Origin of the sequence: Aeromonas bestiarum (genome assembly GCF_028751155.1) — a bacterium.
GTDB lineage: Bacteria > Pseudomonadota > Gammaproteobacteria > Enterobacterales > Aeromonadaceae > Aeromonas > Aeromonas bestiarum.
On the sequence record NZ_CP064746.1, the window covers coordinates 595,358 to 618,683 of the forward strand.

A 23,326-nucleotide genomic window follows, 5' to 3' on the forward strand; every position below is an offset into this window, starting at 1 on the left:
CCACCCCTGGCTCATCCCATGGGGTTGCCTGCGCCAACTATACTGACCTCCAGCATCTGACATGGAGGGTTAAGTATGAAATGGCTGCTCATTCCCACCTGCACGTTGGCACTGCTCTGTGCCAGCGTGCAGGCCTCTCGCCTCTCCGAATACATCGCCAGTCCCGAGTTGAGGGCCAAGTTGCAGGAGGTCTATGGCGGCAGGGCGATCCAGCGGGCCGAGGCGTTTTCCCGCCTGCTTACGCCCCGGGCGGGCACCACGGATCAGCAGAAGATCACGCTGGTGAACACCTACTTCAACAACCTGACCTACAGCGATGATCCCAGACTGTGGGGGGATGAGGACTATTGGGCCAATCCGCTGGAGTTTATCGGTGCCCGGGGCGGGGATTGCGAGGATTACAGCATCTCCAAGTACTACACCCTGATGGAGCTGGGGGTGGATGAGAAAAAGCTGCGGCTGGCTTACGTCAAGGCGGTGAAATACAACCAGTTTCATATGGTGACGCTTTATTTTCCAACGCCCAAATCCGATCCGCTGGTGCTCGATAACATCAACAGCCGGATCCTGCCCGGCAGCCAGCGAACCGATCTCATTCCCGTTTACAGCTTCGATGCCAAGAGCATCTGGATCATGAAGTCGCGCCGTGAAGGCACGCTGGCGGGCAGTGCCGATCGGTTGGCGCAGTGGACATCGATGAAGACCCGTTTCTCCAGCGAGCAACTGCGCTCCCCCCGTCGCCAGCTATAGTTTTCCCGCCGCTTTCAACTCCGCGAAATATTTTGCCGCGCCCGGATGCTGTTCGATGCTCAGCACCGGGCCTGTTTTGTTGCGCGCCTTGTGAAACAGGTTGGCATAACCATAGGTCTGCTCGTTGAAGCTGGTCTGCTGGGTCAACATGGCCCGGGTCAGCCGGTAGACGTCCGCCTCCGGCGTGGCGGCATTGGTCACCAGGGTGGCCGCGATGGCAAAGGTGGGGGTCGCCTTCAGATTGCCGGGATAGATGCGGGCAGGCACCTGGCTGCGCTGGTAGTACTTGACCCCCTTGAGCAGTTGGTCCCGAATCTCTCCCTCGATGGGCAGAAAGCGGATGGCGCAGCGCTTGGTGGTATCGAGCACTATCCGGTTCGGGTGTCCCATCACCAGACCGTAGGCATCTATCTGTTTGCTGCAGAGTGCCTCCGCCAGATTGCCTGCGCTCTTCAGATCGAGATCCTGCTCCTTTGCTCCCAACAGGTTGAACAGGGCCAGGGCCGTCTGGCGAGTGCCCGAGCTCTTCAGCCCCATGTCGATGGGCGCCAGCTTGAGCTGCGCCAGCGTGGTGATGTCGCCATCCGCCCGCACCACTATGGTGAAAGGCTCGGCGTGGGTGGCGAATAGGGCTCTCAGTTCGGGTTGCGGCCGACTGGCATAAGGCCCCAGGCCTCGGCTGGCCTGATAGAGCCAGTCCGATTGCACCAGGGCATAGGGTATCTGCCCTGCCTGCAACTGGCGCAGATTCTCGATGGAACCTGAGGTGGCCTGCAGCTTGCATTGCAGCTCGGGGTCACTCTTGTTGGCCAGCCGGCAGAACTCTTTGGCGACCTGATGATAGATCCCCTGCTCACCGCCGGTGGCGATGATCATGGGGCTGGCCAGCAGCGGCAGCGGCCACAGCAGGGCGAGCAACAACCCGAGTCTGTTCATGAGATCTCCTTGCTGGCGTAACCGTCTATGCCCCAGCTGCGCAGGGTGTCGATATCCTGGATCTCGCTGGCTTCTGCCAGCAGGGTGTAGCCCGCACTGTGCAGGCATTGGGCCACCAGATTCCAGTAAAGAGGAGCCTGGGTTGGCTGGCAGCTGATGAAGACGGGATTGATGGGGTCGAGCTGATTGAAGGTGTCGTTGGTCATGGGAATGGCGCTGAACGCCATCTCGACGCCCTGCTCCTGCAAGGTGGCGAGCCGTTCTGCCCCGAGGGGCGGGAAGTTTGCCAGATCCCAGCGCCAGTCGAGGGTCTTGCCTCTGCCCTTGGCAAGCAGCGGGGCGAATTGCGCCCAGTCAGCATGATTGAGCAGGCTGAGGGGCAGTTGCAGTCCCTCCACCGGATGATGCAGCCAGAGGTCGAGCAGGTGCTGGAGCTCGTCCGGCGAGCTCTCCTGCGAGGGAGAGAGGGTGGGGATGAGGCGGCTGTAGAGGCGGATGCTGCCCTGGGTGGAGAAGAAATGCTGTTGTTGCAGGCCGTCTCCCCCCTCGGTCAAGCCCTGCAGGGGCTGAGGGGCTGTCGTCGTCTGCTGCTTGCCGAGCTGGGTGATCTTGAGCCGCTGTTGCAGCAGATCCCGCTTGCGCTCCGAGACCAGCTGGTTGACCGAGATGACCAGCTCCTTGAGATCCTGCAGCCAGGGAGAATCCAGATTGCCGCTGAACTGGCGTTTGCGGATCCTGACCAGTTGCTGGTTGATGAGTTCGAGGGGGCGCAGCAGGCGGCCGCATACCCAGGAGATCACCAGAGTAAACACCAGCAGGCCGGCGAGCAGGGCCAGGCCGGTGCGGCTGATGGCATTCCACAGGTGCTGATAGGCGTAGCCTTTGTGTCCCTCGAGCGTGAGGGTGCCCAGCATGCGCCAGCCATCGGTCAACTCCTGCTCAATTTTGACCGGCGGCATGTCGATAACGAAAGGGAGCCAGCTCGGCACATTCTGCTGGGCTGTGTGAAAGACCTTCTGGAACAGCAGTTGACCGTCGGGGTCCAGCAGGGTGACCGAGCTGACAAAGCCACCGTCGAACATGGCGTTGACTATGGTTTCGGCCAGCACCTTGTCATCGTTGAGCAGGGTGCCTTGCAGCACCAGGCCGAGGGCCGTGATGGCCGTTTCCAGGTTGGCCGACATCTGGTCGAGGATGGACTGACGTACCGTGGTGACCTCCAGCATGAACAACAGGGCGGCACCGATAACGAACAGGATCAGGATGATTCGGTTTAACAGTTTTGCTAACGACATATCCACTCCATGGAAAAGTTATCGCAACATCATGAAACCTTGGGTCAAACACAATCGGACCCGGTTCTTAAAAATAGGAAAAAAATGGTTAAAAAAGACGATCATTTCTGCCCATAGCGGAATGTTATGCATAAAATGTGAGGTTCATGCAGATTGCTATGAACTAATTGTGAGTATTTAGGTCAAACAATCAGTTTTATACGGTTCTATAGCAAACAGACTGACCACTAACACCCTTGGATCTAATGACAGGATAGCGGATGAAACGTCTCCGTCCCTTGGTAGCACAGGCTGCCAATTGGGAACCCCCGGTTCCCCGCAAGCATTTTTACGCCATGTTACTGCTCACGGCCATGACGCTGTCAGCGGTAGCCATATTGCCGGCACCAGGTGACATCCTGGAGCGGCCATTGCGTCTGGAGTTGCCCATTGCCACCAACGGCACGGCAACCAACGAAGACAATACGGATTTTAACGACATCCCGGATCATGAGCTGGTGGAAGCCGCGACCCCGGAAGATGACATCCCGACCGATGCCACTCCCCAGTGGCAGGACTACAGGGTGCGCAACGGTGAAAACCTGACCACCATCTTCAACAACCTGGGGCTCTCGACCACCACCCTCTACAAGGTGTTGGATGCGGATGGCAAAAACAATCTGGCCCGTCTCAAACCCGGTCAGACCATAGAGTTGCTGATCGATCAGGACAACATACTGCAACAGATGAAGATTCGTCTGAACATCAAGCAGACCCTGATCCTGGAGCGCACCGATGACACCTACAGCGCCAGCATGCTCAATGAAGAGGTGCAGTGGCAGCAGAAGAGTTATGACGGCGTCATCAACGGCAGCTTCTATGTCAGTGCCCGCAATGCGGGGATCCCGGCCAACCACATCCAGAAGATTGCCAACCTGTTCCAGTGGCGGTTGAATTTCGCCAAGGATCTGAAAAAGGGCGACAAGTTCAAGGTGCTGGTCCGTCAGGAGACGGTCGAGGGCAAGAGCACGGGCAACACCCAGCTGCTGGGGGTCGAGGTGTTCAATCAGGGGCAGGGCGTCTCGGCCTGGTTGTCGGAAGATGGCAACTATTATGACGGCCAGGGCAACAGCCTGGAGCGCGGTTTCCGCCGCTATCCGACCCACAGCCGTTATCGGGTCAGCTCCAGCTTCAACCCGAATCGTCGCCACCCGATTACCGGTCAGGTTCGCCCTCACGAGGGCACCGACTTTGCCCTGCCGGTGGGCACGCCTGTATTGGCTACCGGTGACGGTGTCGTGCTCAAGGCCACCAGTCACCCGCTGGCCGGTACCTATGTGGTGATCAAGCACGGTCGTACCCTGATGACCCGTTATCTGCACCTGAGCAAGTTGCTGGTGAAAACCGGCCAGAAGGTGAAGATGGGCGACAAGATTGCGCTCTCCGGCAACACGGGCCGTTCCACCGGTGCCCACCTGCACTACGAGGTGCGGATCAACAACCGCCCGGTCGATGCCATGAAGGTCAAGCTGCCGATGGCGGAGCCGCTCTCCGGCAAGGCCAAGCGCCAGTTCCTCGCCAAGGTGAAGAGCTATCGCAAGGAGATGGAGGCAGGCTGAGGCCGGTTTCCAGCCGAATAGAAAAAGGCCCCGCCACATTGGCGGGGCCTTTTCGTTGGCGCCATGGGCGGATCAGTAACCCTTGTCGAAGTCTATCTTGCCGTCCAGCGGCTGACCGTCGATGAAGCGGATGTAGTTGCGCACGAAGATCTGGGCCACATCATCGGGGAAGCTGTAGGCGCTGTTGTGCGGGGTGATGATGAGGTTGGGCTGGCCCCAGAGCGGACTGTCGGCGGGCAGAGGTTCCTGCTCGAACACGTCCAGCACCGCCATGCCCAGCTTGCCGGTACGCAGGGCGGTCAGCAGATCGCCTTCGTTGATGGCATTGCCGCGACCGACGTTGAACAGGATGGCGCCCGGCTTGCAATGTTCGAAACGGGAGGCGGTAAACAGATGATGGGTCTCGCGGGTGGCGGGCAGGACGCTGACGATGACGTCGGCCTGGGCCAGCATCTTGTTCAGCGCCGGCAGCTGATACACCTGATCGAAACCGGCCCGCTCACGGCCGCTGCGGCTGACGCCGAGCACCTTCATGCCAAAATGCTTGCCGGTGTGGGCCAGGTGCTGGCCTATGCTGCCGGTCCCCAGGATCAGCAGGGTGCGTCCCTTTAGCCCCTGATACGGGTGGCTCTGCCACAGCCGCTGCTTCTGCTGCTCCCGGTAGAGCGGCAGCTGGCGCATCAGGCTGAGCAGGTGGCCGAATACATACTCGCTCATCAGCGGGCCGAAGATGCCGCGTACATTGGTAAGTTGATAATCGCGGCGGCAGCTGGCATCCAGCAGCACGTCGACGCCGGCATAGGTGGACTGGAACCAGCTCAGCTTGTTGGCCCTGGCCAGCAGCGGCTTGGCCCGCGCCGGCTCGGCCATCAGTATGTGAGCCTCTCCGATCAGTTTCTCGGCATCGCTCTGGCTGTCGGCTCTCAGAATGCGCAAATGGGGGAGATGGGCCGCCTTGAGCAGGCGCTCGTAGTGCGCGTTGTCCTGGCTGAGCAAAAGAAGGGTACGTTGACTCATACTCTTGTTCCTTATCAGATTTGCGGCGCGGGAGAGAGGCCGCTCTGTGTTTATCTTACCCGAGTTGATCGGGCAAGATAGTCGACCGGGCCGCTTTATTCGTTTTCGCGCGGCCCCTCGTGGGCTACAATCTGCCCCACATTTTGCAAAGGATCCGACTCCAGTGTTTGGTGACAAGTTTTATAAGCGACTGGCCGAGCTACAGCCTTGGCAACAGACCGTCTACACCCTGGCGCTGGCGGAGCGCATGTACCCCAACTATGCGCTGTTTGCCCAGGCATCCGGCTTCGGCGATGCCAAGGCGTTTCGCAACGCGCTGGATCAGATGTGGAACTACCTGACGGTAAAGGGATCCCGCGTCAATCTGGGGGCCATCCTGGAGGCGTTTGAAGTCTACATTCCGGAGCCAGGCAAGTTTGAATCCTACGGTGCCTATCCGGCGCTGGACGCCTGCGTGGCGCTGGGGTGTGCCTACAACTCGGTGATCTGCCGGGTCGGCGAAGAAGCCGAAGACGCCAGCCATGCCTCAGTGGGAACCGTGGCCGGTTTCATCGAGATGCTGGAAGAGCGCGACATGACCGAAGAGGAACTCTACGAGCACGAGTACATCGAGGCCGAGCTGGAGTTTCAGGTCGAGCTGCTCAAACGGGTGGCCCACGAGCGTGACAGCGACCGCATCCTGGCGATCAGGGTATTTGCGGCCCAGGACGGTGTTTCCAACATAGGCATCAGCCTGGACGAGTGACATCGCACGGGATCTGTCGAAAAAGTCCCCATAGAAAAAAGCTCCCGGCGGGAGCTTTTTTTATGCCTGCTCCCTTCTCATGCCCGTTCTTCGGTGAGCGGTCTGACGCTCAGCACGGGGGCGGCATCTATGCCATCGGCATTCATCATGGCCGAGATACGCTGCAGGGAGGAGAGCAACAGGCCTTGCTCCCAGATTTCCAGCGCCTGAAAACGCTGGATGAAGCTCTCTTGCAGCGGGGTCGGCGCCTGGGCCAGCAGGGCGCGGCCTGCGTCAGTGAGTGTCGCGTGGACCTTGCGCTTGTCGGTTTCACTGCGAATGCGCTGCACCAGCTGGCGGCTCTCGAGACGGTCCATGATGGTGGTCGCGGTAGCCTGGCTCATGTTGGTGTGATCCGCCAGCTGACGCATGGAGATCTGCCCCAGCTCGTTGATCCCCTTGAGCAGCAAGAGCTGCGGCGATGTCAGCCCGGCTTCCTTGATCAAGCGCTTGGAGTGCATATCGATGGCACGAATAATCTGGCGCAGTGCGACCAGCACTTCATCATGTTTTTCCATGGGATCTGAGTCATTGGGGGGCTGTTGAGAGGCGCAAAATTCTCCGCCTAATTCCTCATCAGGTCAATATGGTTTTTGGTCTAATGATTTCTGCTCTAATGGTTTTTGTGTTAGGTTGTCCGCCGTTTTCCGGATTTTAACCCGATATTTGAGGAGCGAGATGATGAATAACGATCTGGACATCAAGTCTCTGGTTGCCGAGCTACGGGTGGTCAGAGTGCGTTACGAACTGCCTGATACCTCGGCTTTCGTGCGTTATCAGCCCGCCTATGACGAAGACCCCAACACCCTCAAGGTGCACCACTATGATGGTGAGCTTCCCCTCTCCTGCAGCGAGACTGGTGCTTTCAACCTAAAGGAGTTGGTGAACGAATTACGTTATGCCTATGTGCTGGTTCACCTCTTCCCGGACGAGAGCGCCATGAACTTCTACCTGACCGGTCTGGATACCGGCCTGGCCCAGCTGGAGTTCATCGGTGGTTCCTATGACTTCAACCGGCTCTGGATCACCAGCGGCATCTCCAATCTGGGTGTGCCCATGGCCATCTTCCTCGGCAAGCGCCACGCCGTGAATGGCCAGCCTTCCGTCACCCTGGTGGACCATCGTGAACTGGCCGCGGGCCGCATGGTTTATCGCGCCATCGGCGGTGCCGGTGAGCATGTGGGCGAAGACTTTTTCAACAACGACTAAGGAGGCCCGATGAGAGCAACCAAAGGGCTATTGAAAGGCCTCAACCCGACCATGGCCATGACGGCGCTCACCGTCATCACCCTGTTCCTGCTGTTCGGCGTATTCGTGCCCGAAACGGCCGCCGCCTGGTTCGTCGGCGCCAAGGATCAGATCATCGCCGGGTTCAAGTGGTACTACATTCTGGTGGTCGCCCTGTTCCTGTTCTTCGCCGTCTATCTGATGTTCAGCCGTTTCGGCAGCATACGGCTGGGTGACGACGACCAGGTACCGGAGTTCGGCTACTTTGCCTGGTTCTCCATGCTGTTCAGCGCCGGCATGGGCATAGGGCTGGTGTTCTGGAGCATAGCCGAGCCCATGAACCACCTGCAGGGCAATCCCTTCATCACCGAAGGCATGACCCCGGAGGCGGCCCAGATCGCCATGCGCCTCACCTTCTTCCACTGGGGCCTACACCCCTGGGCCATCTATGTGATCGTCGGCCTGTCGCTGGCTTTCTTCAGTTATCGCCGCAAGTTGCCGCTGGCCATTCGCTCCGTGCTCTATCCCATTCTCGGCGAGCGGATCTACGGCTTCTGGGGCCATGCTGCCGACGTGCTGGCGGTGTTCGGCACTGTGTTCGGGGTGGCGACCTCCCTCGGCCTCGGCGTCTCCCAGATGAATACCGGCCTCAACCAGATGTTCGGCATGGCAGTGTCGCAGTCCAATCAGCTCTGGCTCATCGGCGGCATCAGCCTGATCGCGACCCTGTCGGCGGTCTCAGGCGTGGGGCGCGGGGTCAAGCTGCTCTCCGAGCTCAACATCTGGCTGAGCGTGTTCGTGCTCGGCCTCTTCCTGGTGCTGGGGCCGACCACCTATATCCTCAACGCCTATGTGCAGAACATCGGCGACTACCTGCAAAACATCGTCAAACTCAGCTTCTGGACCAACACCGAGGCCAACGGCACCTCGGCCTGGCAATCGAGCTGGACGGCGTTTTACTGGGGCTGGTGGATCGCCTGGGCGCCGTTTGTCGGCATGTTCATCGCCCGCATCTCCAAGGGGCGCACTATACGTGAGTTCGTGCTCGGCGTGCTGCTGGTGCCCTCCCTGCTCGGCATGTTCTGGCTGACCGTGTTCGGCGGCACGGCCATGAATCTGGAGCTGTTTGGCGGCGGCGGCGTGGTGGCGGCGGTCAATAAAGATGTGACTCTGGCGCTCTACCAGACGGTGGAACTACTGCATTGGGAGACCTTCGGCTGGATTGCCAAGGGGGTGCTGACCTTGCTGATCTGCACCTACTTCATCACCTCCAGCGACTCGGGCACGCTCGTCATCACGACCCTGCTCTCCATCGGCGATCAGGATCCCCCCGTGCTGCACCGCGCCATCTGGGGTCTGGGGCAGGGGCTGGTGGCGGCCATCCTGCTGGTCTCCGGCGGACTGGCGGCCCTGCAGGCGGCCAGCATCATAGCCGCGCTGCCCTTCTCGCTGATCATGCTGGCCATGTGCTACTCGCTGATGCTGGGGCTCAAGCAGGAGAGCCAGCACCAGTTCGAGTACCGGGAGAAGCTCAAGCGTCATCCCGGCTCGGTCAACCTGAGCCTGCTGGATCGCATAGGCCCGGCCTGACCATGCAGTGGCAAAGAGTGCAAAACGAAAGGGGAACCGCGAGGTTCCCCTTTTTCATTACTCTTTCCTGTGCTCAGCGGCCGATCACAGCATCTGCTTGAGGCGATAGAGCAGATCCAGCGCCTGACGGGGGGTGAGCTCATCCGGGCGCACCGCCTCCAGCTCATCCACCACAGGATGGGACTGGGGGGCCTGCGTCACCGGCGTCGGGCGTGTTTCACCTGCGGCCGGAGGCGTGGCGCTTTCGAGCTCCGCCAGCTTGTGGCGGGCCTGATGGATCACCGATTTCGGCACTCCCGCCAGCGCCGCGACCTGCAGGCCGTAGGAGCGGCTGGCCGCCCCCTCCTGCACAGCGTGCATAAAGGCGATAGTCTCCCCATGTTCAACAGCGTCCAGATGGACGTTGGCCAGCCCCTCGATCAGCTCCGGCAGCCGGGTCAGCTCGAAGTAGTGGGTGGCGAACAGGGTGTAGGCGCCAATCTTGCTCGCCAGCTGTTCGGCGCAGGCCCAGGCCAGAGAGAGGCCGTCGTAGGTGCTGGTGCCGCGGCCAATCTCGTCCATCAGCACCAGACTGCGGGCGGTGGCGTTGTTGAGGATATTGGCGGTCTCTGTCATCTCCACCATAAAGGTGGAACGGCCGGAGGCGAGATCATCCGACGCCCCGATACGGGTGAAGATGCGGTCTATGGGGCCGATGCGGGCGCTGTCGGCGGGCACGAAGGCACCGATATGGGCCAGCAACACGATCAGTGCGGTCTGGCGCATGTAGGTGGATTTACCGCCCATGTTGGGACCCGTGATGATCAGCATCCGGCGCTTCCGCTCAAGCCGGATGGGGTTGGCGATAAAGGGATCGCTCATCACCTGCTCCACCACGGGGTGGCGGCCCCCTTCGATGATGATCTGATCCTCGTCGATCAGGGTGGGGCAACGGTAGTCCAGGGTCTCGGCCCGCTCCGCCAGGTTGGCCAGCACGTCCAGCTCCGCCAGCGCGGACGCCGACTCCTGCAGATCGCCGAGATGGGGCAGCAGGGTGTCGAGCAGCTCCTCGTAGAGCCGTTTCTCCAGCGCCAGCGCCTGAGCCTGGGCGGTGAGCACCTTGTCCTCGTACTTTTTCAGTTCGTCTATGATGTAGCGTTCGTTGTTCTTGAGGGTCTGGCGGCGTATGTAGTGGGCTGGCACCAGATGGCTGTTGGCCCGGCTCACCTCGATATAGAAGCCGTGCACCCTGTTGTAGCCCACCTTGAGGGTGTTGATGCCGGTCAGCTGCTTCTCGCGCTCCTCGATGCGGGCCAGGCTGGCGGTGGCGCCGTTGGCCAGATCCCGCAACTCGTCCAGCTCCTGATTGAAGCCGTCACGGATGACGCCGCCATCGCGGATCAGCACCGGCGGCACCTCCATCACGGCGCGCTCCAGCAGGCTCAGCAATTCGGGGAAGGTGCTGGCGCGCTCGGCCAGTTGCTGCACCGCCTCGTGCTGGTTGTTCGCCAGCAGGCGCTGCAACTCGGGCAGCTGGGCGAATGCCTGCCGCAGCCGGGTGAGGTCGCGCGGGCGGGCGGAACGCAAGGCTAGGCGAGCCAAGACGCGTTCCACGTCGCCTACCTGACGCAGCAGGTTGCCCAGCTCGTCGTACAGGTTCTGCTCGATCAACTCCTTGATGGTGCTCTGGCGCCCCTTGAGGATCACCCGATCCCGGATCGGCTGGTGGATCCAGCGCTTGAGCAGGCGACTGCCCATGGGGGTGGCGGTGCGATCCAGCACATCGCTCAGAGTATTCTCATGGCCGCCAGCCAGATTCTGGGTGAGCTCCAGGTTGCGGCGGGTGGCGGCATCCATGATGACGGCGTGATCGGGCTGTTCGAGGCGCACGCTGCGGATGTGGGGCAGGGCGGTACGCTGGGTGTCCTTGACGTACTGCATCAGGCAACCGGCGGCGCACAGGGCTGTTTCGCTCTGGTCGACCCCAAAGCCCACCAGATCCTGAGTACCGAACTGCTGGCACAAGAGGGTGCGGGCTGTAGCGATCTCGAACTCCCACTCGGGGCGACGACGCAGGCCACGGCGACCCTCGACGTGCTGCAAAAACGCGAAGGATTCGGGATAGAGCAGCTCGGCCGGGTTGGTGCGTTGCAGCTCCGCCAGCAGCGTCTCTTCCTTGTCGAACTGGTTGATGAAGAAGCGGCCCGAGCCTATGTCCATGGTGCCGTAGCCGAAACGGCGGCCATCGTGATAGACGGCGGCGATCAGGTTATCCTGTCGCTCCGAGAGCAGCGCCTCGTCGGAGACTGTGCCTGGGGTGATGATGCGAATGACCTTGCGTTCCACCGGCCCCTTGCTGGTGGCGGGATCCCCCACCTGTTCGCAGATGGCGGCGGATTCACCGAGCTGTATCAGCTTGGCCAGGTAGCCCTCGATGGCGTGATAGGGCACCCCCGCCATGGGGATGGGGTTGCCCGCCGACTGGCCGCGCTTGGTCAGGGAGATGTCGAGCAACTGGGAGGCCTTGCGGGCATCGTCGTAGAACAGCTCGTAGAAGTCGCCCATCCGGTAGAACAGCAGTATCTCCGGGTTCTCGGCCTTGAGGCCAAGGTACTGCTGCATCATGGGCGTGTGGGCGCTCAGGTTGGCGCCGCTGGCTTGGTATTGTGCTGTCATGTTCTATTCCAGAAGGGGCCTCTGCGGGCCTGGGTCTGCGGTGATGGGCTCTGAACGAATGGAGGCCATTCTACACATAAGCGCCGCCGCAGTGGAGGCATGGCTTCCATGGCGCTGTCAGCATGGCCCGGGTTCAGTCGGCAAGCCCTTGCAGGCGGCGCCTGCACCACTGGGCCCCAGAGTTGCACAGCAGTGCCGCGACGGGGGCGGTCGGGTTCTGCCCTGCCGCGGTTGCGGGCGACAGGATCGGGATCGCATAATGTGCCTCTTGAGCGGATCAGAAGGAGCCGGGATGAAACTGGATGCCGAAATAGAGCAGATCGCCACCGAGCTGGGCCTGGCCCTGAGCCAGCGTGGCTGGCTGGCGGCTACCGCCGAATCCTGTACCGGTGGCGGGGTGGCCACGGCCATCACCGACATAGCCGGCAGCTCCGGCTGGTTCGATCGCGGTTTTGTCACCTATACCAATGAGGCCAAGCAGCAGATGCTGTGGGTGAGCGACCAGAGCCTGCGGGAACAGGGCGCCGTGAGCGAGGCCGTGGTGCTGGAGATGGCCCGTGGCGCGCTGGCGAACTCGTCGGCTGCCATCAGCGTGGCCATCAGCGGCATCGCGGGCCCCGGCGGCGCCACAGAGGGCAAACCGGTCGGCACCGTCTGGTTCGCCTGGGCGGATCGCAGTGGTCGCCATCACTCCCTGCTGGCCCGGTTCGACGGGGACCGGCGACAGGTACGCCAGCAGGCGGTCAGGCAGGCCCTGGCTGGTCTGTTGGCTCTGCTCAGATAAATTGGGCTTGATACTGTATGAATAGACAGTATACTTAGCCCAACTTCACTTCTTACTCACGATTTCCAGCGGAGATTGGCATGGATCAGAACAAACAGAAGGCACTGGCGGCTGCGCTGGGTCAGATTGAAAAGCAGTTCGGCAAAGGTTCCATCATGCGTCTGGGCGACAGCAAGACCATGGATATCGAAGCCATCTCTACCGGTTCCCTCTCTCTGGACGTGGCGCTGGGCATCGGCGGCCTGCCGTGTGGTCGTATCGTCGAGATCTACGGCCCGGAATCTTCCGGTAAAACCACCCTCACCTTGCAGGTGATTGCGGAAGCCCAGAAGAAAGGCAAGGTCTGTGCCTTCATCGATGCGGAACACGCCCTCGACCCCATCTATGCGGCCAAGCTGGGCGTCAACGTCGATGACCTGCTGATTTCCCAGCCGGATACGGGTGAGCAGGCGCTGGAAATCTGCGACATGCTGGTGCGCTCCAACGCGGTTGACGTCATCATAGTCGACTCGGTGGCGGCCCTGACCCCGAAAGCGGAAATCGAAGGCGAGATGGGGGATTCCCACGTCGGCCTGCAGGCTCGTCTGATGTCCCAGGCACTGCGCAAACTGACCGCCAACATCAAGAACGCTAACTGCCTGTGCATCTTTATCAACCAGATCCGGATGAAGATCGGCGTCATGTTCGGCAGCCCGGAAACCACTACCGGTGGTAACGCGCTCAAGTTCTACGCCTCCGTGCGTCTGGATATCCGTCGCATCGGCGCCATCAAGGAAGGTGACGAAGTGGTCGGTAACGAGACCCGCGTCAAGGTGGTCAAGAACAAGGTTGCCCCTCCCTTCAAGCAGGCTGAATTCCAGATCTTCTACGGTGTCGGTATCTCCAAGGAGGGCGAGCTGGTGGATCTGGGCGTCAAGCACAAGCTGATCGACAAGGCCGGTGCCTGGTACAGCTACAACGGCGAGAAGATCGGTCAGGGCAAAGCCAACGTGATGAAGCTCTTCTCCGAGAACAAGGCGATGGCGGCCGAGGTCGAAGCCAGACTGCGTGAGCTGCTGCTCTCGGGCGCCGCCCCGGTGGACGACAAGCCTGCCGCTATCGAGGCCGACGAGTTTGAGCCTGAAGGCGAAGAACTCGAGTAACAGAAAGGCCGGGCTAACCCCCGGCCTTGTCATTTATGGTCGATGAATCCATGTCAGAACCTGCCGATACCCCAGTCCCCCCAGAAGAACCCTCATTCGAAGAGATGTTTGCCGCGGCCCGCGCCTTTGCCATGCGCAGCCTGGCGCGCCGGGAGAGTGCCGAGTCCGAGCTGGCCAACCGGCTGCGCAAGCAGGGTTTCAATGATGAAGTGATCGAGGCGGTGCTCGACTACTGTCGCGGCTACAACTGGGTCGATGACGAGCGTTATGGCGCCATGGCGGTACGAGCCGGTGCGACCAAGGGGCAGGGGCCCATCAAGATCCGCTTCGATCTGCGCCGCAAGGGACTGAGTGATGCACAGATAGAGGCCGCCTTCGAACAGCCCGAGCTGGACTGGTTCGAGCTGGCATTTGCGTTGCTGCAACGACGGGCCAGGGTCAGTGATCTGGGGGATTTCAAGCTGCGGATGAAGTGGATCAAGTATCTGCTGGGTCGCGGATTCAACCAGGATCAGGCCCGTTATGCCATCGCAGCCATGATGGAGCAGAGTGCCTAGCGTGGCGTTTGCCACTGACGGTTGAATGGGTCGCCAGGGAAACGGCTTGAAGAGGGGGTCTGAGCGGCTCTTTGTCATGGTCATCGCGCCTGGCTTCACCACTCTGGCGGTGGAGAGGATTGCCGCCCCATGGCCTTCGCCGCCCAGCGCTTCTCCTGAACGCCCCTAGGTGAGCGCTTTTTCTTTTACTGGGTTTGCATTGCACTGGCTCCTTGCCAGCGATCTGGCCCGCAAGGGCCATGAATGCCATCGGCCGTGCCGCCTAGCGTCATTCGCTTGCGATTTAGCCATGGCTGGCCAAATCGCCGACATGCCACCGGGTGATAGTCCCCCGGATTTAAGCCTGAAAATTCTCCCGCTGCTGACCGCATTTCCCCGCTAAAAACGGCAGGTTTGCCTCCCTTGTCTGCCAACACGGCGTTATGCGCGCTTTTTCACCCGTCACGGGCTGGTACGTTTTACTTTACCCCGCAGAAAACTTACATTAATGCGGTTAAAAGTCCGTATTCGAATCAAGCAGGATTTTCCATGTATATGTCCACGTCAGAGTTACGCTCAGCGTTCCTCGAGTATTTCCGCTCCCAGGGGCACCAGGTTGTCTCCTCCAGCTCGCTGGTGCCGCATAACGACCCGACCCTGTTGTTCACCAACGCAGGCATGAACCAGTTCAAGGATGTATTCCTTGGCGCCGACAAGCGTGCCTACAACCGCGCCACCACGGCCCAGCGTTGCGTGCGGGCTGGCGGCAAGCACAATGACCTGGAAAACGTCGGCTATACCGCACGTCACCACACCTTCTTCGAGATGCTGGGCAACTTCAGCTTCGGTGACTACTTCAAGCAGGACGCCATCCGTTTTGCCTGGGAATTCCTGACCGGGACCCTCAAGCTGCCCAAAGAGCGCTTGCTGGTAACCGTGTATGAAACGGATGATGAAGCCTTCGACATCTGGGCAAAGGAAATGGGTGTGCCGGTCGAGCGCATAGTGCGCATCGGCGACAACAAGGGCGCTCCGTTTGCTTCCGATAACTTCTGGCAGATGGGTGATACAGGTCCGTGCGGCCCCTGCACCGAGATCTTCTATGACCACGGCGATCACCTCTGGGGTGGCCCTCCCGGTTCACCGGAAGAGGATGGTGACCGTTTCATCGAGATCTGGAACGTGGTCTTCATGCAGTTCAACCGTCAGGTCGACGGCACCATGGAACCGCTGCCCCGTCCGTCCGTGGATACCGGCATGGGGCTGGAGCGTATCTCCGCCATCATGCAGGGTGTGCACTCCAACTATGAAATCGACATCTTCCAGGCGTTGATCAAGAAAGCGGCCGAGATAGTCGGCACCACGGATCTGAACAACCAGTCCCTGCGGGTCATCGCCGATCACATTCGCTCCTGCGCCTTCCTGGTGGCGGACGGCGTCATGCCATCCAACGAAGGGCGTGGCTATGTGCTGCGTCGCATCATTCGACGCGCCGTGCGCCACGGTCGCAAGCTGGGTGCCACCGACGTCTTCTTCTACAAGCTGGCCGCCGAACTGGCCGTGCAGATGAAAGACGTGGCGGCCGAGCTGATCGCCCAGCTGCCGCTGGTCGAGCGCGTGCTGCGCATCGAGGAGGAGCAGTTCGTCCGTACCCTGGATCGCGGCCTGCTGCTGCTGGAAGACGTGCTGACCAATCTGGGCGATGCCAAGATCATCCCGGGCGAGGTGGTGTTCAAGCTGTATGACACCTATGGCTTCCCGGCAGATCTCACCGCCGATGTGGTGCGCGAGCGCGAGATCGGTATCGACGAAGAGGGCTTCAATGCCGAGATGGAGAAGCAGCGCGCCCGCGCGAAAGAGGCCTCCAGCTTCGGTGTGAACTACAACGAGGTGCTCAAGCTCGACTTCGAGACTCCGTTCACCGGGTACAAGCAGCTGAGTCAGAAGACGACCGTCGTCGGCATCTACAAGGATGGCGTCGAAGTGAACGGCCTCATCTCAGGTGAAGAAGCCGTGGTCGTGCTGGCCGAAACCCCCTTCTACGCCGAGTCCGGCGGTCAGGTGGGTGACAGCGGCATCCTCAAGGTGGATGACGGCATCTTTGCCGTGACCGATACCCAGAAAGCGGGCAAGGCCATCATTCACAAGGGATATCTGGAGCTGGGCACCCTGGAGAAGGGCGCCGAGGTCGAAGCCGTGGTCGATGGCGAGCGCCGTCAGGCCGTGGCTCTGAACCACTCGGTGACTCACCTGCTGCACGCCGCCCTGCGTCAGGCGCTGGGTGATCACGTGACCCAGAAAGGGTCTCTGGTGGGCGCCGAGCGCATGCGCTTTGACTTCTCCCACTTCGAAGGCCTGACCATGGCGACCATTCGCCGGGTCGAAGAGCTGGTCAATGCCCAGATCCGTGCCAACCATGACGTCAACACCCAGGTGATGGATCTGGAAACGGCCAAGTCGGCCGGTGCCATGGCGCTGTTTGGCGAAAAATACGAAGACGACGTGCGCGTGGTGCGCATGGGCGACTACTCCACCGAGCTGTGTGGCGGTACTCACGCCAAGCGCACCGGTGACATCGGCTTCTTCAAGATCATCGCCGAGAGCGGCATTGCCGCCGGCGTGCGTCGTATCGAAGCCGTGACCGGTAAGGGTGCCATCGATTTCATGCACCAGCTGGGTGAGCAGATCGAAGAGGCTGCGGCTCTGGTGAAGGGGGATCAGTTCTCCATCGCCGACAAAGTGCGCCAGATGCTGGACAAGTCCAAGATGATGGAGCGTGAGCTGGAGCAGCTCAAGGCCAAGCTCGCGGCTCAGGCCGGCAGCGACCTGCTGAGTCAGGTGATCGAGATCAATGGCCGGAAGGTGCTGATCGCGGCGCTGGAAGGGGCCGATCCCAAGTCACTGCGCGGCATGCTGGACGAGCTGAAGAACCAGATGAAGTCCGGTGTCGTGCTGCTGGCAACCAGCAGCGATGACAAGGTCAACCTGATCGCCGGTGTGACCAGCGATTTGACCGGCAAGGTCAAGGCCGGTGAGCTGGTCAATCTGGTGGCCCAGCAGGTGGGCGGCAAGGGCGGTGGTCGTCCCGACATGGCGCAGGCGGGTGGTACCCAGCCGGAAGCCGTGCCTGCGGCGCTGCAATCTGTTCACTCCTGGCTGGAAGAGCGCCTGTAATCGGGCGAGGTGATCTGTGGCACTCTATGTACAGAAGTACGGCGGCACCTCGGTCGGCACGCTGGAGCGGATCGAGGCGGTGGCTGAGCGGGTTCAACTGACCCGCGCCCAGGGACACGATGTGGTGGTGGTTGTCTCCGCCATGTCGGGCGAAACCAACCGGTTGCTGGGCATGGCCCAGCAGCTGGATCCGGATGCCAACCGGCGCGAGATGGATGTGCTGGTTTCCACCGGTGAGCAGGTCACCATAGCGCTGCTGGCGATCGCGTTGAACAAACGCGGTTGTCCCGCAGTCTCGATGACCGGCGATCAGGTACGCATTCATACCGACTCCGCCTATGGCAAGGCGCGCATCAGCCACATAGACACCGAGCAGGTTCAGGCTGAACTGGGCGCGGGCAAGGTGGTGGTGATCGCCGGATTCCAGGGCCGTGATGCGCACAACGCCATCACAACGCTGGGGCGCGGTGGGTCGGATACCACGGCAGTGGCGGTGGCGGCTGCCATCAAGGCCGATGAATGCCAGATCTTTACCGATGTGGATGGGGTCTATACCACGGATCCGCGCATCGAGCCCAAGGCCCGTCGTCTCTCCACCATCACCTTCGAGGAGATGCTGGAGATGGCGAGCCTGGGGGCCAAGGTGCTGCAGATCCGTTCGGTGGAGTTCGCGGGCAAGTACCGCGTGCCACTAAGGGTGCTGTCGAGCTTTGTCGATGGAGAGGGAACCTTAATCACATATGGAGGTGAGAGGATGGAAGCTCCCTTGGTATCCGGGATTGCGTTCAATCGCAACGAGGCGAGCCTGACTATTCTGGGTGTGCCGGACCGGCCCACGGTGGCGGCGCAGATCCTGAATCCGATCAGCGATGCCAACATTGATGTCGACATGATAGTGCAGAACACCCTGGGTGATGGCACCGCCGATTTTACCTTCACGGTGAATCGCGATGACTATCGCCGGGCGCGCGCCCTGCTGGAGGAGACTGCCAGCGAGCTGGGGGCCGCCTGCGTGCAGGGCAATGGCGAGATAGCCAAGGTGTCCATCGTCGGCGTCGGCATGTGGAATCATCCTGGCGTCGCCCGCACCATGTTCAAGGTATTGGGCGAGGAGGGGATCAACATGCAGTTGATTTCCACCTCTGAAATCAAAATATCCGTGGTGATTGACGAGAAGTACCTGGAGCTGGCGGTGCGCGCGTTGCACGCCGCTTTCGGGCTGGATAATGAGCCTCATGAGCAGCCCTTGGGGAACAATCCCTGATTGATTTAGTTTCAACCATTTACCATATCGGTATCTTTGTAAGATAATGTCGCATATCGATATAAATACAAAACAGGATACAGGAGCAAGCGAATGCTTATTTTGACTCGTCGTGTAGGGGAAACCCTGATGATTGGTGACGAAGTGACTGTCACCGTACTGGGCGTTAAAGGCAATCAGGTTCGTATCGGTGTGAACGCACCGAAAGAGGTCTCCGTGCACCGCGAAGAGATCTACATGCGGATACAGGCCGAGAAAGTTCCGGGCCAACCGAATTTCTAAGCCGCATCGATAGCTGCTTGAAGGCGACACCTCTGTGTCGCCTTTTGTTTTTCCGTGCCCCGGAAATCGCCCTGCAAGGCACTAAACTGCGGGATAAGTACCGATATTGTTTGAATATTCCACGCTTTGGCCAAATGCTGAGCGAACACGCTTTTTTCTCCAAAAAAGTGTTTGACTAAAAATCCCTGTGAAGTATTATCAGCCCCGCAAACGGAGAGGTGGCCGAGAGGCTGAAGGCGCTCCCCTGCTAAGGGAGTATGCGGCTTATACCCGCATCGGGGGTTCGAATCCCCCCTTCTCCGCCATTTGCGCCCGTAGCTCAGCTGGATAGAGTACCTGGCTACGAACCAGGTGGTCGGAGGTTCGAATCCTCCCGGGCGCACCATATTACGACTCAAGCAAGAGTCATGTGTTGACCATCAGCAAGTCGACACTTTGGAAAAGGCTTACTGATAAGTAAGCTTTTTTTATCGTTTTAAATCAGGGCGCCCGTAGCTCAGCTGGATAGAGTACCTGGCTACGAACCAGGTGGTCGGAGGTTCGAATCCTCCCGGGCGCACCATTTAAAGCAACAATACAAGTTTATGAGCGCCCGTAGCTCAGCTGGATAGAGTACCTGGCTACGAACCAGGTGGTCGGAGGTTCGAATCCTCCCGGGCGCACCATTTTGAGCAGTACCAAAAGTTTGTGAGCGCCCGTAGCTCAGCTGGATAGAGTACCTGGCTACGAACCAGGTGGTCGGAGGTTCGAATCCTCCCGGGCGCACCATTTTAGCAGTACCAAAAGTTGATGAGCGCCCGTAGCTCAGCTGGATAGAGTACCTGGCTACGAACCAGGTGGTCGGAGGTTCGAATCCTCCCGGGCGCACCATACAGACAGCCTCGACTCAGGTCGGGGCTGTTTTTTTATGGGCCGGATCCGGCGGGTGAAGGTCAATACGCCGCCGCAGGGCACCGTCAGGTATTACTTCCCTTATCCCTTTGTTCTTCTCCCGCTATCCCTCTGAATTCCTTGCTCTATCGCACCATGCGGCGTTCCTTTGCCCGGCAGCAATCCCGGTAAGTTCCGGCTCCCTGCTGCGTCCTGAGGCGCGTTGAGGGCACATGCTGAGGCGGGTGGAGACGAGGTGCGGATCTGCGGGCAATAAAAAAGGATGCCGCAGCATCCTTTTTCAATTCCGGGTTGGAGACTCAGCTTTTCAGCCACTTGCGAATGCGGTTGGCATCGCCGATCGGGGTGCGCTTGCCCACCGAGTTGAGCAGTACTATGGCCAGCTCGCGGCTGTCCGGCTTTGCGCGCATCAGCAGGCAACGGCCCGCCTCGTCGGTGAAACCCGTCTTGGAGAGGCGCACATCCCAGTCCGGGTTCTTCACCAGCGGGTTGGTGTTGTTGAACATCAGGCTGTAGGCGGGGGTGCTGAAACGCATCTCCTTGTTGGTGTCCTGGGTGAACTCACGGATCAGCGGCTGGCGATAGGCGGCAGAGATGAGCCTGGCCAGATCCTGGGCGGTGGAGACGTTGCGTGTCGACAGGCCGGTGGAGTCGTAGAAACGGCTGTTGCGCATGCCAAGTTGCTTGGCCTTGTTGTTCATGGCGCGCACGAAGGCGGGACGTCCACCGGGATAGTGGCGCGCCAGGGCTGAGGCCATCCGGTTCTCGGAGGACATCAGTGCCAGGTGCAGCGCATCGCGGCGTGTAACTTTCGTGCCCATGCGCACCCGGGAATAGGTGTGCTTGATGGCATCCCTGTCATTCTGATCTATGGTCAGGGTCTGCTTGAGATCCTGGCGAGCATCCAGCACCACCAGTGCCGTCATCAGCTTGGTGATCGAGGCGATCGGCCGTACCCGGGTGGCATTCTTTTGATACAGGGTCTTGCCCGTATTGACGTCCATCACCAGGGCGCTGCTCGATTGCAACTGCAGTTTGGCCGGGTTGGGGGCAGCCAATGCTGCTGGCAAGCCCAGCAGTCCAACCAATGCATATACCAGCGCCATTGCGCTAACCCGACACCGCATACTACCGACTCCGTTCACGTCGAAAAAAAGGCGCTAGATTCACTCATTTTTACCCCTGCTTTACAAGAGCACCAGAGAGTAATTCGCCATTATTTCGATAAAAAAAGGGCCATCTTGCGATGGCCCTTTCCATTTGTCTCAATCCCGTGGGGTGACGGCTTTGCGTTTGCTCAGCCAGCGCCAGATGAGGGCGACAACACCACCGACCAGCAGCACCAGCGGCAGGTAGAGAATGATGCTGAGGAACTGTGATTCGTACTGGGCCGCCAGCTTGGTGTGGCTCAGGTAGTAACCCAGGCTCACCAGCGGGGTGACCCACATGATGGAGCTGACCAGATTGACGATGAGGAAGCGCCCCTGCGGGATCTCGGTCGCCCCGACTATGTAGGGATAGACGGTGCGCACGAAGGCGATGTAGCGGGCGGTGATCAGGGTCAGGATGCCGTACTTGTTGAGCAGGTAGAACACCTTCTCCTTGTGCTTGTCGTCCATGTGGGACATCAGGCGATGGTACATGCGGGTATGACCCAGGAAGCGCCCCTGCATATAGCCGAACCAGGTACCGACGAAGGTGGCCAGGATCAGCAGTGGCACTATGCCAAGGGGGAGCACGTCCTGATAGATGAGCACACCCGTCAGGATGAGCAGGCTATCGCCGGGCAGGAAGGCGGTGGGGATGAACCCGTTCTCCAGCACAAGAAAAGTTAGCAACACGCCGCAGACCATGAAGGCCATCTTGGGATCCGACAGCATTGCCAGATCCTGATGCATAAAGGCGTGAGCCAGTTGGTAAAACTGCTCCATACTCACAAGCTCCGCTTAAATTAGCTGGGTTGATCGATCAAGGGCATGGCAAGCACCTTGTCGATGCGCAGACCATCCATGTCGACAATTTCCAGTTGCCACTGCTCCAGAGTCACCAGATCTCCGGTCTGAGGAACACGGCCAAGGAGCAGCATGATAAGCCCTCCGAGGGTGTGATAGTGATGTTTTTCTTCTTCCGGTAGCCGAACCAGTCCCAGGCAGTCCTTCAACTCCGGCAGGGGAATGAGGCCGTCGAGCAGCCAGCTGCCGTCGGTGCGCTGGAAGGCCCAGTTGTCATCGCTGTTATCCTGCTGGAAGTCACCCGCCAGCGTCTCCAGCAGATCCTGCTGGGTGACCAGTCCCTGCAGCTCGCCGTATTCGTCCACCACCAGCACCATGTGCTCGGAGTGGGCGCGGAAGTGATTGAGCAGCTCCAGGCCATTGAGGGTCTCCGGCAACAGGCTGCCATCCTGGGTCAGGGCCGCCAGATCTATGGGTTCCCCCTTGATATAGGCGTGCAGCACCTTGTTGACGTTGAGTATGCCCACCAGATCCGAGAGGCTGCCATCGCAAACCGGGAAGAAGCTATGGCGATACTCCACCAGCCGTTGCAGGTTCACCTCCAGCGGCAGGGCTAGATCCAGATAGCGGATGTCGCTGCGTGGCACCATCAGCGAAGAGAGGCTGCGCTCGTCGAGCCGGAACACATTCCGTAACATAGTGTGTTCGTGGTCTTCGATGATCCCGGCTTCGGAGCCCTCCACCAGCATGGCGTGGATCTCCTCCTGGGTCACGTTGGCCCCGCCATCCTGCCTGACGCGCAGGATGCGCAGGCTGGCCTTGGTGGAGGCGGACAACAGCCAGACGAAGGGGCGGGTGATGGCCGCCAGCCACAGCATGGGGCGGGCCACCAGACAGGCGATGCGCTCGGCGCTGAGCTGGCCGAGGCGCTTGGGCACCAGTTCGCCGACGACGATGGAGAGGTAGGTGACCACGACTATGACCAGCACGGTGGCGAGTAGGCTGCTGCTCTTGACGGCCATACCCCACTCCTGCAGCCAGAGCGCCAGTGGCTGGGCCAGCAGGGATTCGCCGTAGATACCGTTGAGCAGACCGATGCTGGTGATGCCGATCTGGACGGCGGAGAGGAAATGGGTCGGATCTTCGCTCAGTTTGAGGGCAATGGCGGCTGAGCGACTGCCTTCGCTCGCCATCTTGCTGAGGCGAGCCTTGCGTGCGGTAACGATGGCGATTTCCGACATGGCAAAGACGCCATTAAGCAAAATCAATCCAAACAGGATCAATATTTCCATACTGCAACAGCACTCCGAGTAGAAAAGATCGCTGGCAGTGTAATGAATTTGGGGGCGATGCGCTTGTGAAAGCAGGTGATTTGGCTCGCTAATTTTGTACAGAGGGGCGAAGAAAGGCCGTGAGAAGGGATTTATGGCAACAAAAAGCCCCCTGCGG

The 23,326-nt window shown here is 60.1% G+C and carries 19 protein-coding genes and 6 tRNA genes; 17 read left to right on the forward strand and 8 right to left on the reverse strand.

The annotated features are described in order from the left end of the window. Window positions 1-75 precede the first annotated feature (75 nt). Window positions 76-750 (forward strand): transglutaminase-like cysteine peptidase, encoded by a 675-nt coding sequence (locus IU367_RS02890; RefSeq protein WP_043140381.1) that lies wholly within the window; start codon window positions 76-78, stop codon window positions 748-750. Here IU367_RS02890 and IU367_RS02895 read toward each other — a convergent pair. Next, window positions 745-1,686 carry a TAXI family TRAP transporter solute-binding subunit gene (locus IU367_RS02895; protein WP_274453401.1) on the reverse strand — a complete coding sequence of 314 codons (942 nt, stop codon included), beginning with the start codon at window positions 1,684-1,686 and terminating at the stop codon, window positions 745-747. The two genes, IU367_RS02890 and IU367_RS02895, sit on opposite strands and share 6 nt — an antisense overlap. Continuing rightward, complete coding sequence (locus tag IU367_RS02900; protein WP_274453402.1) at window positions 1,683-2,981, reverse strand: LapD/MoxY N-terminal periplasmic domain-containing protein; 1,299 nt, start codon at window positions 2,979-2,981, stop codon at window positions 1,683-1,685. The genes IU367_RS02895 and IU367_RS02900 overlap by 4 nt, the downstream gene beginning before the upstream one ends. Before the next feature lie 260 nt (window positions 2,982-3,241). On the opposite strand from IU367_RS02900, the gene mepM reads away from it, so the two are divergent. Then, window positions 3,242-4,579, forward strand: coding sequence for a murein DD-endopeptidase MepM (gene mepM / locus IU367_RS02905; RefSeq protein ID WP_043140372.1), 1,338 nt, complete (start codon window positions 3,242-3,244; stop codon window positions 4,577-4,579). A 72-nt stretch (window positions 4,580-4,651) separates the two neighbouring features. Here mepM and IU367_RS02910 read toward each other — a convergent pair whose 3' ends face one another. Then, entirely contained in the window at window positions 4,652-5,596 is a 945-nt protein-coding gene (locus IU367_RS02910; protein ID WP_274453403.1) for a D-2-hydroxyacid dehydrogenase, read from the reverse strand. Between the two features lie 163 nt (window positions 5,597-5,759). Between IU367_RS02910 and IU367_RS02915 the strand changes: the two genes are divergently transcribed. Next, window positions 5,760-6,341 carry a YjaG family protein gene (locus IU367_RS02915; protein WP_241325525.1) on the forward strand — a complete coding sequence of 194 codons (582 nt, stop codon included), beginning with the start codon at window positions 5,760-5,762 and terminating at the stop codon, window positions 6,339-6,341. Between the two features lie 77 nt (window positions 6,342-6,418). On the opposite strand, the gene IU367_RS02920 is transcribed toward IU367_RS02915, so the two are convergent. Further along, a complete protein-coding gene (locus tag IU367_RS02920) occupies window positions 6,419-6,898 on the reverse strand; it encodes a MarR family winged helix-turn-helix transcriptional regulator (RefSeq protein ID WP_042866558.1) in 480 nt (159 codons plus the stop codon). A 163-nt stretch (window positions 6,899-7,061) separates the two neighbouring features. Here IU367_RS02920 and IU367_RS02925 point away from each other — a divergent pair, with 163 nt between their 5' ends. Beyond that, window positions 7,062-7,589: a hypothetical protein gene (locus IU367_RS02925; RefSeq protein WP_043141064.1), complete on the forward strand. Its 528-nt coding sequence runs from the start codon at window positions 7,062-7,064 to the stop codon at window positions 7,587-7,589. Window positions 7,590-7,598: 9 nt separating this feature from the next. Beyond that, on the forward strand, window positions 7,599-9,197 hold the full coding sequence (locus IU367_RS02930) for a BCCT family transporter (protein ID WP_274453404.1): 1,599 nt from the start codon (window positions 7,599-7,601) through the stop codon (window positions 9,195-9,197). Window positions 9,198-9,281: 84 nt separating this feature from the next. Here IU367_RS02930 and mutS read toward each other — a convergent pair whose 3' ends face one another. Beyond that, a complete protein-coding gene (gene mutS / locus IU367_RS02935) occupies window positions 9,282-11,852 on the reverse strand; it encodes a DNA mismatch repair protein MutS (RefSeq protein WP_274453405.1) in 2,571 nt (856 codons plus the stop codon). Between the two features lie 292 nt (window positions 11,853-12,144). On the opposite strand from mutS, the gene IU367_RS02940 reads away from it, so the two are divergent. From IU367_RS02940 to IU367_RS02995, 12 genes are all read left to right on the forward strand, one after another. After that, the gene (locus IU367_RS02940; RefSeq protein ID WP_274453406.1) at window positions 12,145-12,636 is read left to right on the forward strand and encodes a CinA family protein; all 492 of its coding nucleotides are present in this window, start codon (window positions 12,145-12,147) and stop codon (window positions 12,634-12,636) included. An 80-nt stretch (window positions 12,637-12,716) separates the two neighbouring features. Further along, window positions 12,717-13,778, forward strand: a complete 1,062-nt coding sequence (gene recA / locus IU367_RS02945; RefSeq protein ID WP_043139881.1) for a recombinase RecA — start codon at window positions 12,717-12,719, stop codon at window positions 13,776-13,778. Window positions 13,779-13,813: 35 nt separating this feature from the next. Further along, window positions 13,814-14,335, forward strand: a complete 522-nt coding sequence (locus IU367_RS02950) for a regulatory protein RecX (RefSeq protein WP_274453407.1) — start codon at window positions 13,814-13,816, stop codon at window positions 14,333-14,335. Window positions 14,336-14,863: 528 nt separating this feature from the next. Next, window positions 14,864-17,488 carry an alanine--tRNA ligase gene (gene alaS / locus IU367_RS02955; protein WP_098982140.1) on the forward strand — a complete coding sequence of 875 codons (2,625 nt, stop codon included), beginning with the start codon at window positions 14,864-14,866 and terminating at the stop codon, window positions 17,486-17,488. A gap of 16 nt (window positions 17,489-17,504) precedes the next feature. Continuing rightward, window positions 17,505-18,752 (forward strand): aspartate kinase, encoded by a 1,248-nt coding sequence (locus tag IU367_RS02960; RefSeq protein ID WP_042866547.1) that lies wholly within the window; start codon window positions 17,505-17,507, stop codon window positions 18,750-18,752. Between the two features lie 93 nt (window positions 18,753-18,845). After that, window positions 18,846-19,034, forward strand: a complete 189-nt coding sequence (gene csrA / locus IU367_RS02965; RefSeq protein WP_005315760.1) for a carbon storage regulator CsrA — start codon at window positions 18,846-18,848, stop codon at window positions 19,032-19,034. Between the two features lie 212 nt (window positions 19,035-19,246). Further along, window positions 19,247-19,339, forward strand: a tRNA-Ser gene (locus tag IU367_RS02970). A 3-nt stretch (window positions 19,340-19,342) separates the two neighbouring features. After that, window positions 19,343-19,419: transfer RNA gene (locus IU367_RS02975), tRNA-Arg, on the forward strand. 100 nt (window positions 19,420-19,519) lie between these two features. Further along, window positions 19,520-19,596, forward strand: a tRNA-Arg gene (locus IU367_RS02980). Between the two features lie 26 nt (window positions 19,597-19,622). Then, window positions 19,623-19,699 (forward strand) — tRNA-Arg (locus tag IU367_RS02985). A 26-nt stretch (window positions 19,700-19,725) separates the two neighbouring features. Next, a tRNA-Arg gene (locus IU367_RS02990) sits at window positions 19,726-19,802 on the forward strand. Window positions 19,803-19,827: 25 nt separating this feature from the next. Continuing rightward, a tRNA-Arg gene (locus IU367_RS02995) sits at window positions 19,828-19,904 on the forward strand. A gap of 320 nt (window positions 19,905-20,224) precedes the next feature. Here IU367_RS02995 and pbpG read toward each other — a convergent pair. The 3 genes from pbpG to IU367_RS03010 all read right to left on the reverse strand — a co-directional run bounded on the left by pbpG (window position 20,225) and on the right by IU367_RS03010 (window position 23,169). Then, complete coding sequence (pbpG, locus tag IU367_RS03000; RefSeq protein WP_098982142.1) at window positions 20,225-21,052, reverse strand: D-alanyl-D-alanine endopeptidase; 828 nt, start codon at window positions 21,050-21,052, stop codon at window positions 20,225-20,227. 138 nt (window positions 21,053-21,190) lie between these two features. Then, on the reverse strand, window positions 21,191-21,856 hold the full coding sequence (locus IU367_RS03005; protein ID WP_043139871.1) for a DedA family protein: 666 nt from the start codon (window positions 21,854-21,856) through the stop codon (window positions 21,191-21,193). Between the two features lie 20 nt (window positions 21,857-21,876). Next, a complete protein-coding gene (locus IU367_RS03010; RefSeq protein WP_274453408.1) occupies window positions 21,877-23,169 on the reverse strand; it encodes a hemolysin family protein in 1,293 nt (430 codons plus the stop codon). Between the last annotated feature and the right edge of the window lie 157 nt (window positions 23,170-23,326).

Bases quoted from the DNA above. Each gene is read 5' to 3' on its own strand.
- mepM (WP_043140372.1), top strand. From the start codon at position 3,242: ATGAAACGTCTCCGTCCCTTGGTAGCACAGGCTGCCAATTGGGAACCC.
- IU367_RS02920 (WP_042866558.1), bottom strand. From the start codon at position 6,898: ATGGAAAAACATGATGAAGTGCTGGTCGCACTGCGCCAGATTATTCGT.
- IU367_RS02925 (WP_043141064.1), top strand. From the start codon at position 7,062: ATGAATAACGATCTGGACATCAAGTCTCTGGTTGCCGAGCTACGGGTG.
- IU367_RS02895 (WP_274453401.1), bottom strand. From the start codon at position 1,686: ATGAACAGACTCGGGTTGTTGCTCGCCCTGCTGTGGCCGCTGCCGCTG.
- csrA (WP_005315760.1), top strand. From the start codon at position 18,846: ATGCTTATTTTGACTCGTCGTGTAGGGGAAACCCTGATGATTGGTGAC.
- IU367_RS02950 (WP_274453407.1), top strand. From the start codon at position 13,814: ATGGTCGATGAATCCATGTCAGAACCTGCCGATACCCCAGTCCCCCCA.
- IU367_RS02900 (WP_274453402.1), bottom strand. From the start codon at position 2,981: ATGTCGTTAGCAAAACTGTTAAACCGAATCATCCTGATCCTGTTCGTT.
- recA (WP_043139881.1), top strand. From the start codon at position 12,717: ATGGATCAGAACAAACAGAAGGCACTGGCGGCTGCGCTGGGTCAGATT.
- IU367_RS03010 (WP_274453408.1), bottom strand. From the start codon at position 23,169: ATGGAAATATTGATCCTGTTTGGATTGATTTTGCTTAATGGCGTCTTT.
- IU367_RS02890 (WP_043140381.1), top strand. From the start codon at position 76: ATGAAATGGCTGCTCATTCCCACCTGCACGTTGGCACTGCTCTGTGCC.
- mutS (WP_274453405.1), bottom strand. From the start codon at position 11,852: ATGACAGCACAATACCAAGCCAGCGGCGCCAACCTGAGCGCCCACACG.
- alaS (WP_098982140.1), top strand. From the start codon at position 14,864: ATGTATATGTCCACGTCAGAGTTACGCTCAGCGTTCCTCGAGTATTTC.
- pbpG (WP_098982142.1), bottom strand. From the start codon at position 21,052: ATGCGGTGTCGGGTTAGCGCAATGGCGCTGGTATATGCATTGGTTGGA.
- IU367_RS02940 (WP_274453406.1), top strand. From the start codon at position 12,145: ATGAAACTGGATGCCGAAATAGAGCAGATCGCCACCGAGCTGGGCCTG.
- IU367_RS02910 (WP_274453403.1), bottom strand. From the start codon at position 5,596: ATGAGTCAACGTACCCTTCTTTTGCTCAGCCAGGACAACGCGCACTAC.
- IU367_RS02930 (WP_274453404.1), top strand. From the start codon at position 7,599: ATGAGAGCAACCAAAGGGCTATTGAAAGGCCTCAACCCGACCATGGCC.
- IU367_RS03005 (WP_043139871.1), bottom strand. From the start codon at position 21,856: ATGGAGCAGTTTTACCAACTGGCTCACGCCTTTATGCATCAGGATCTG.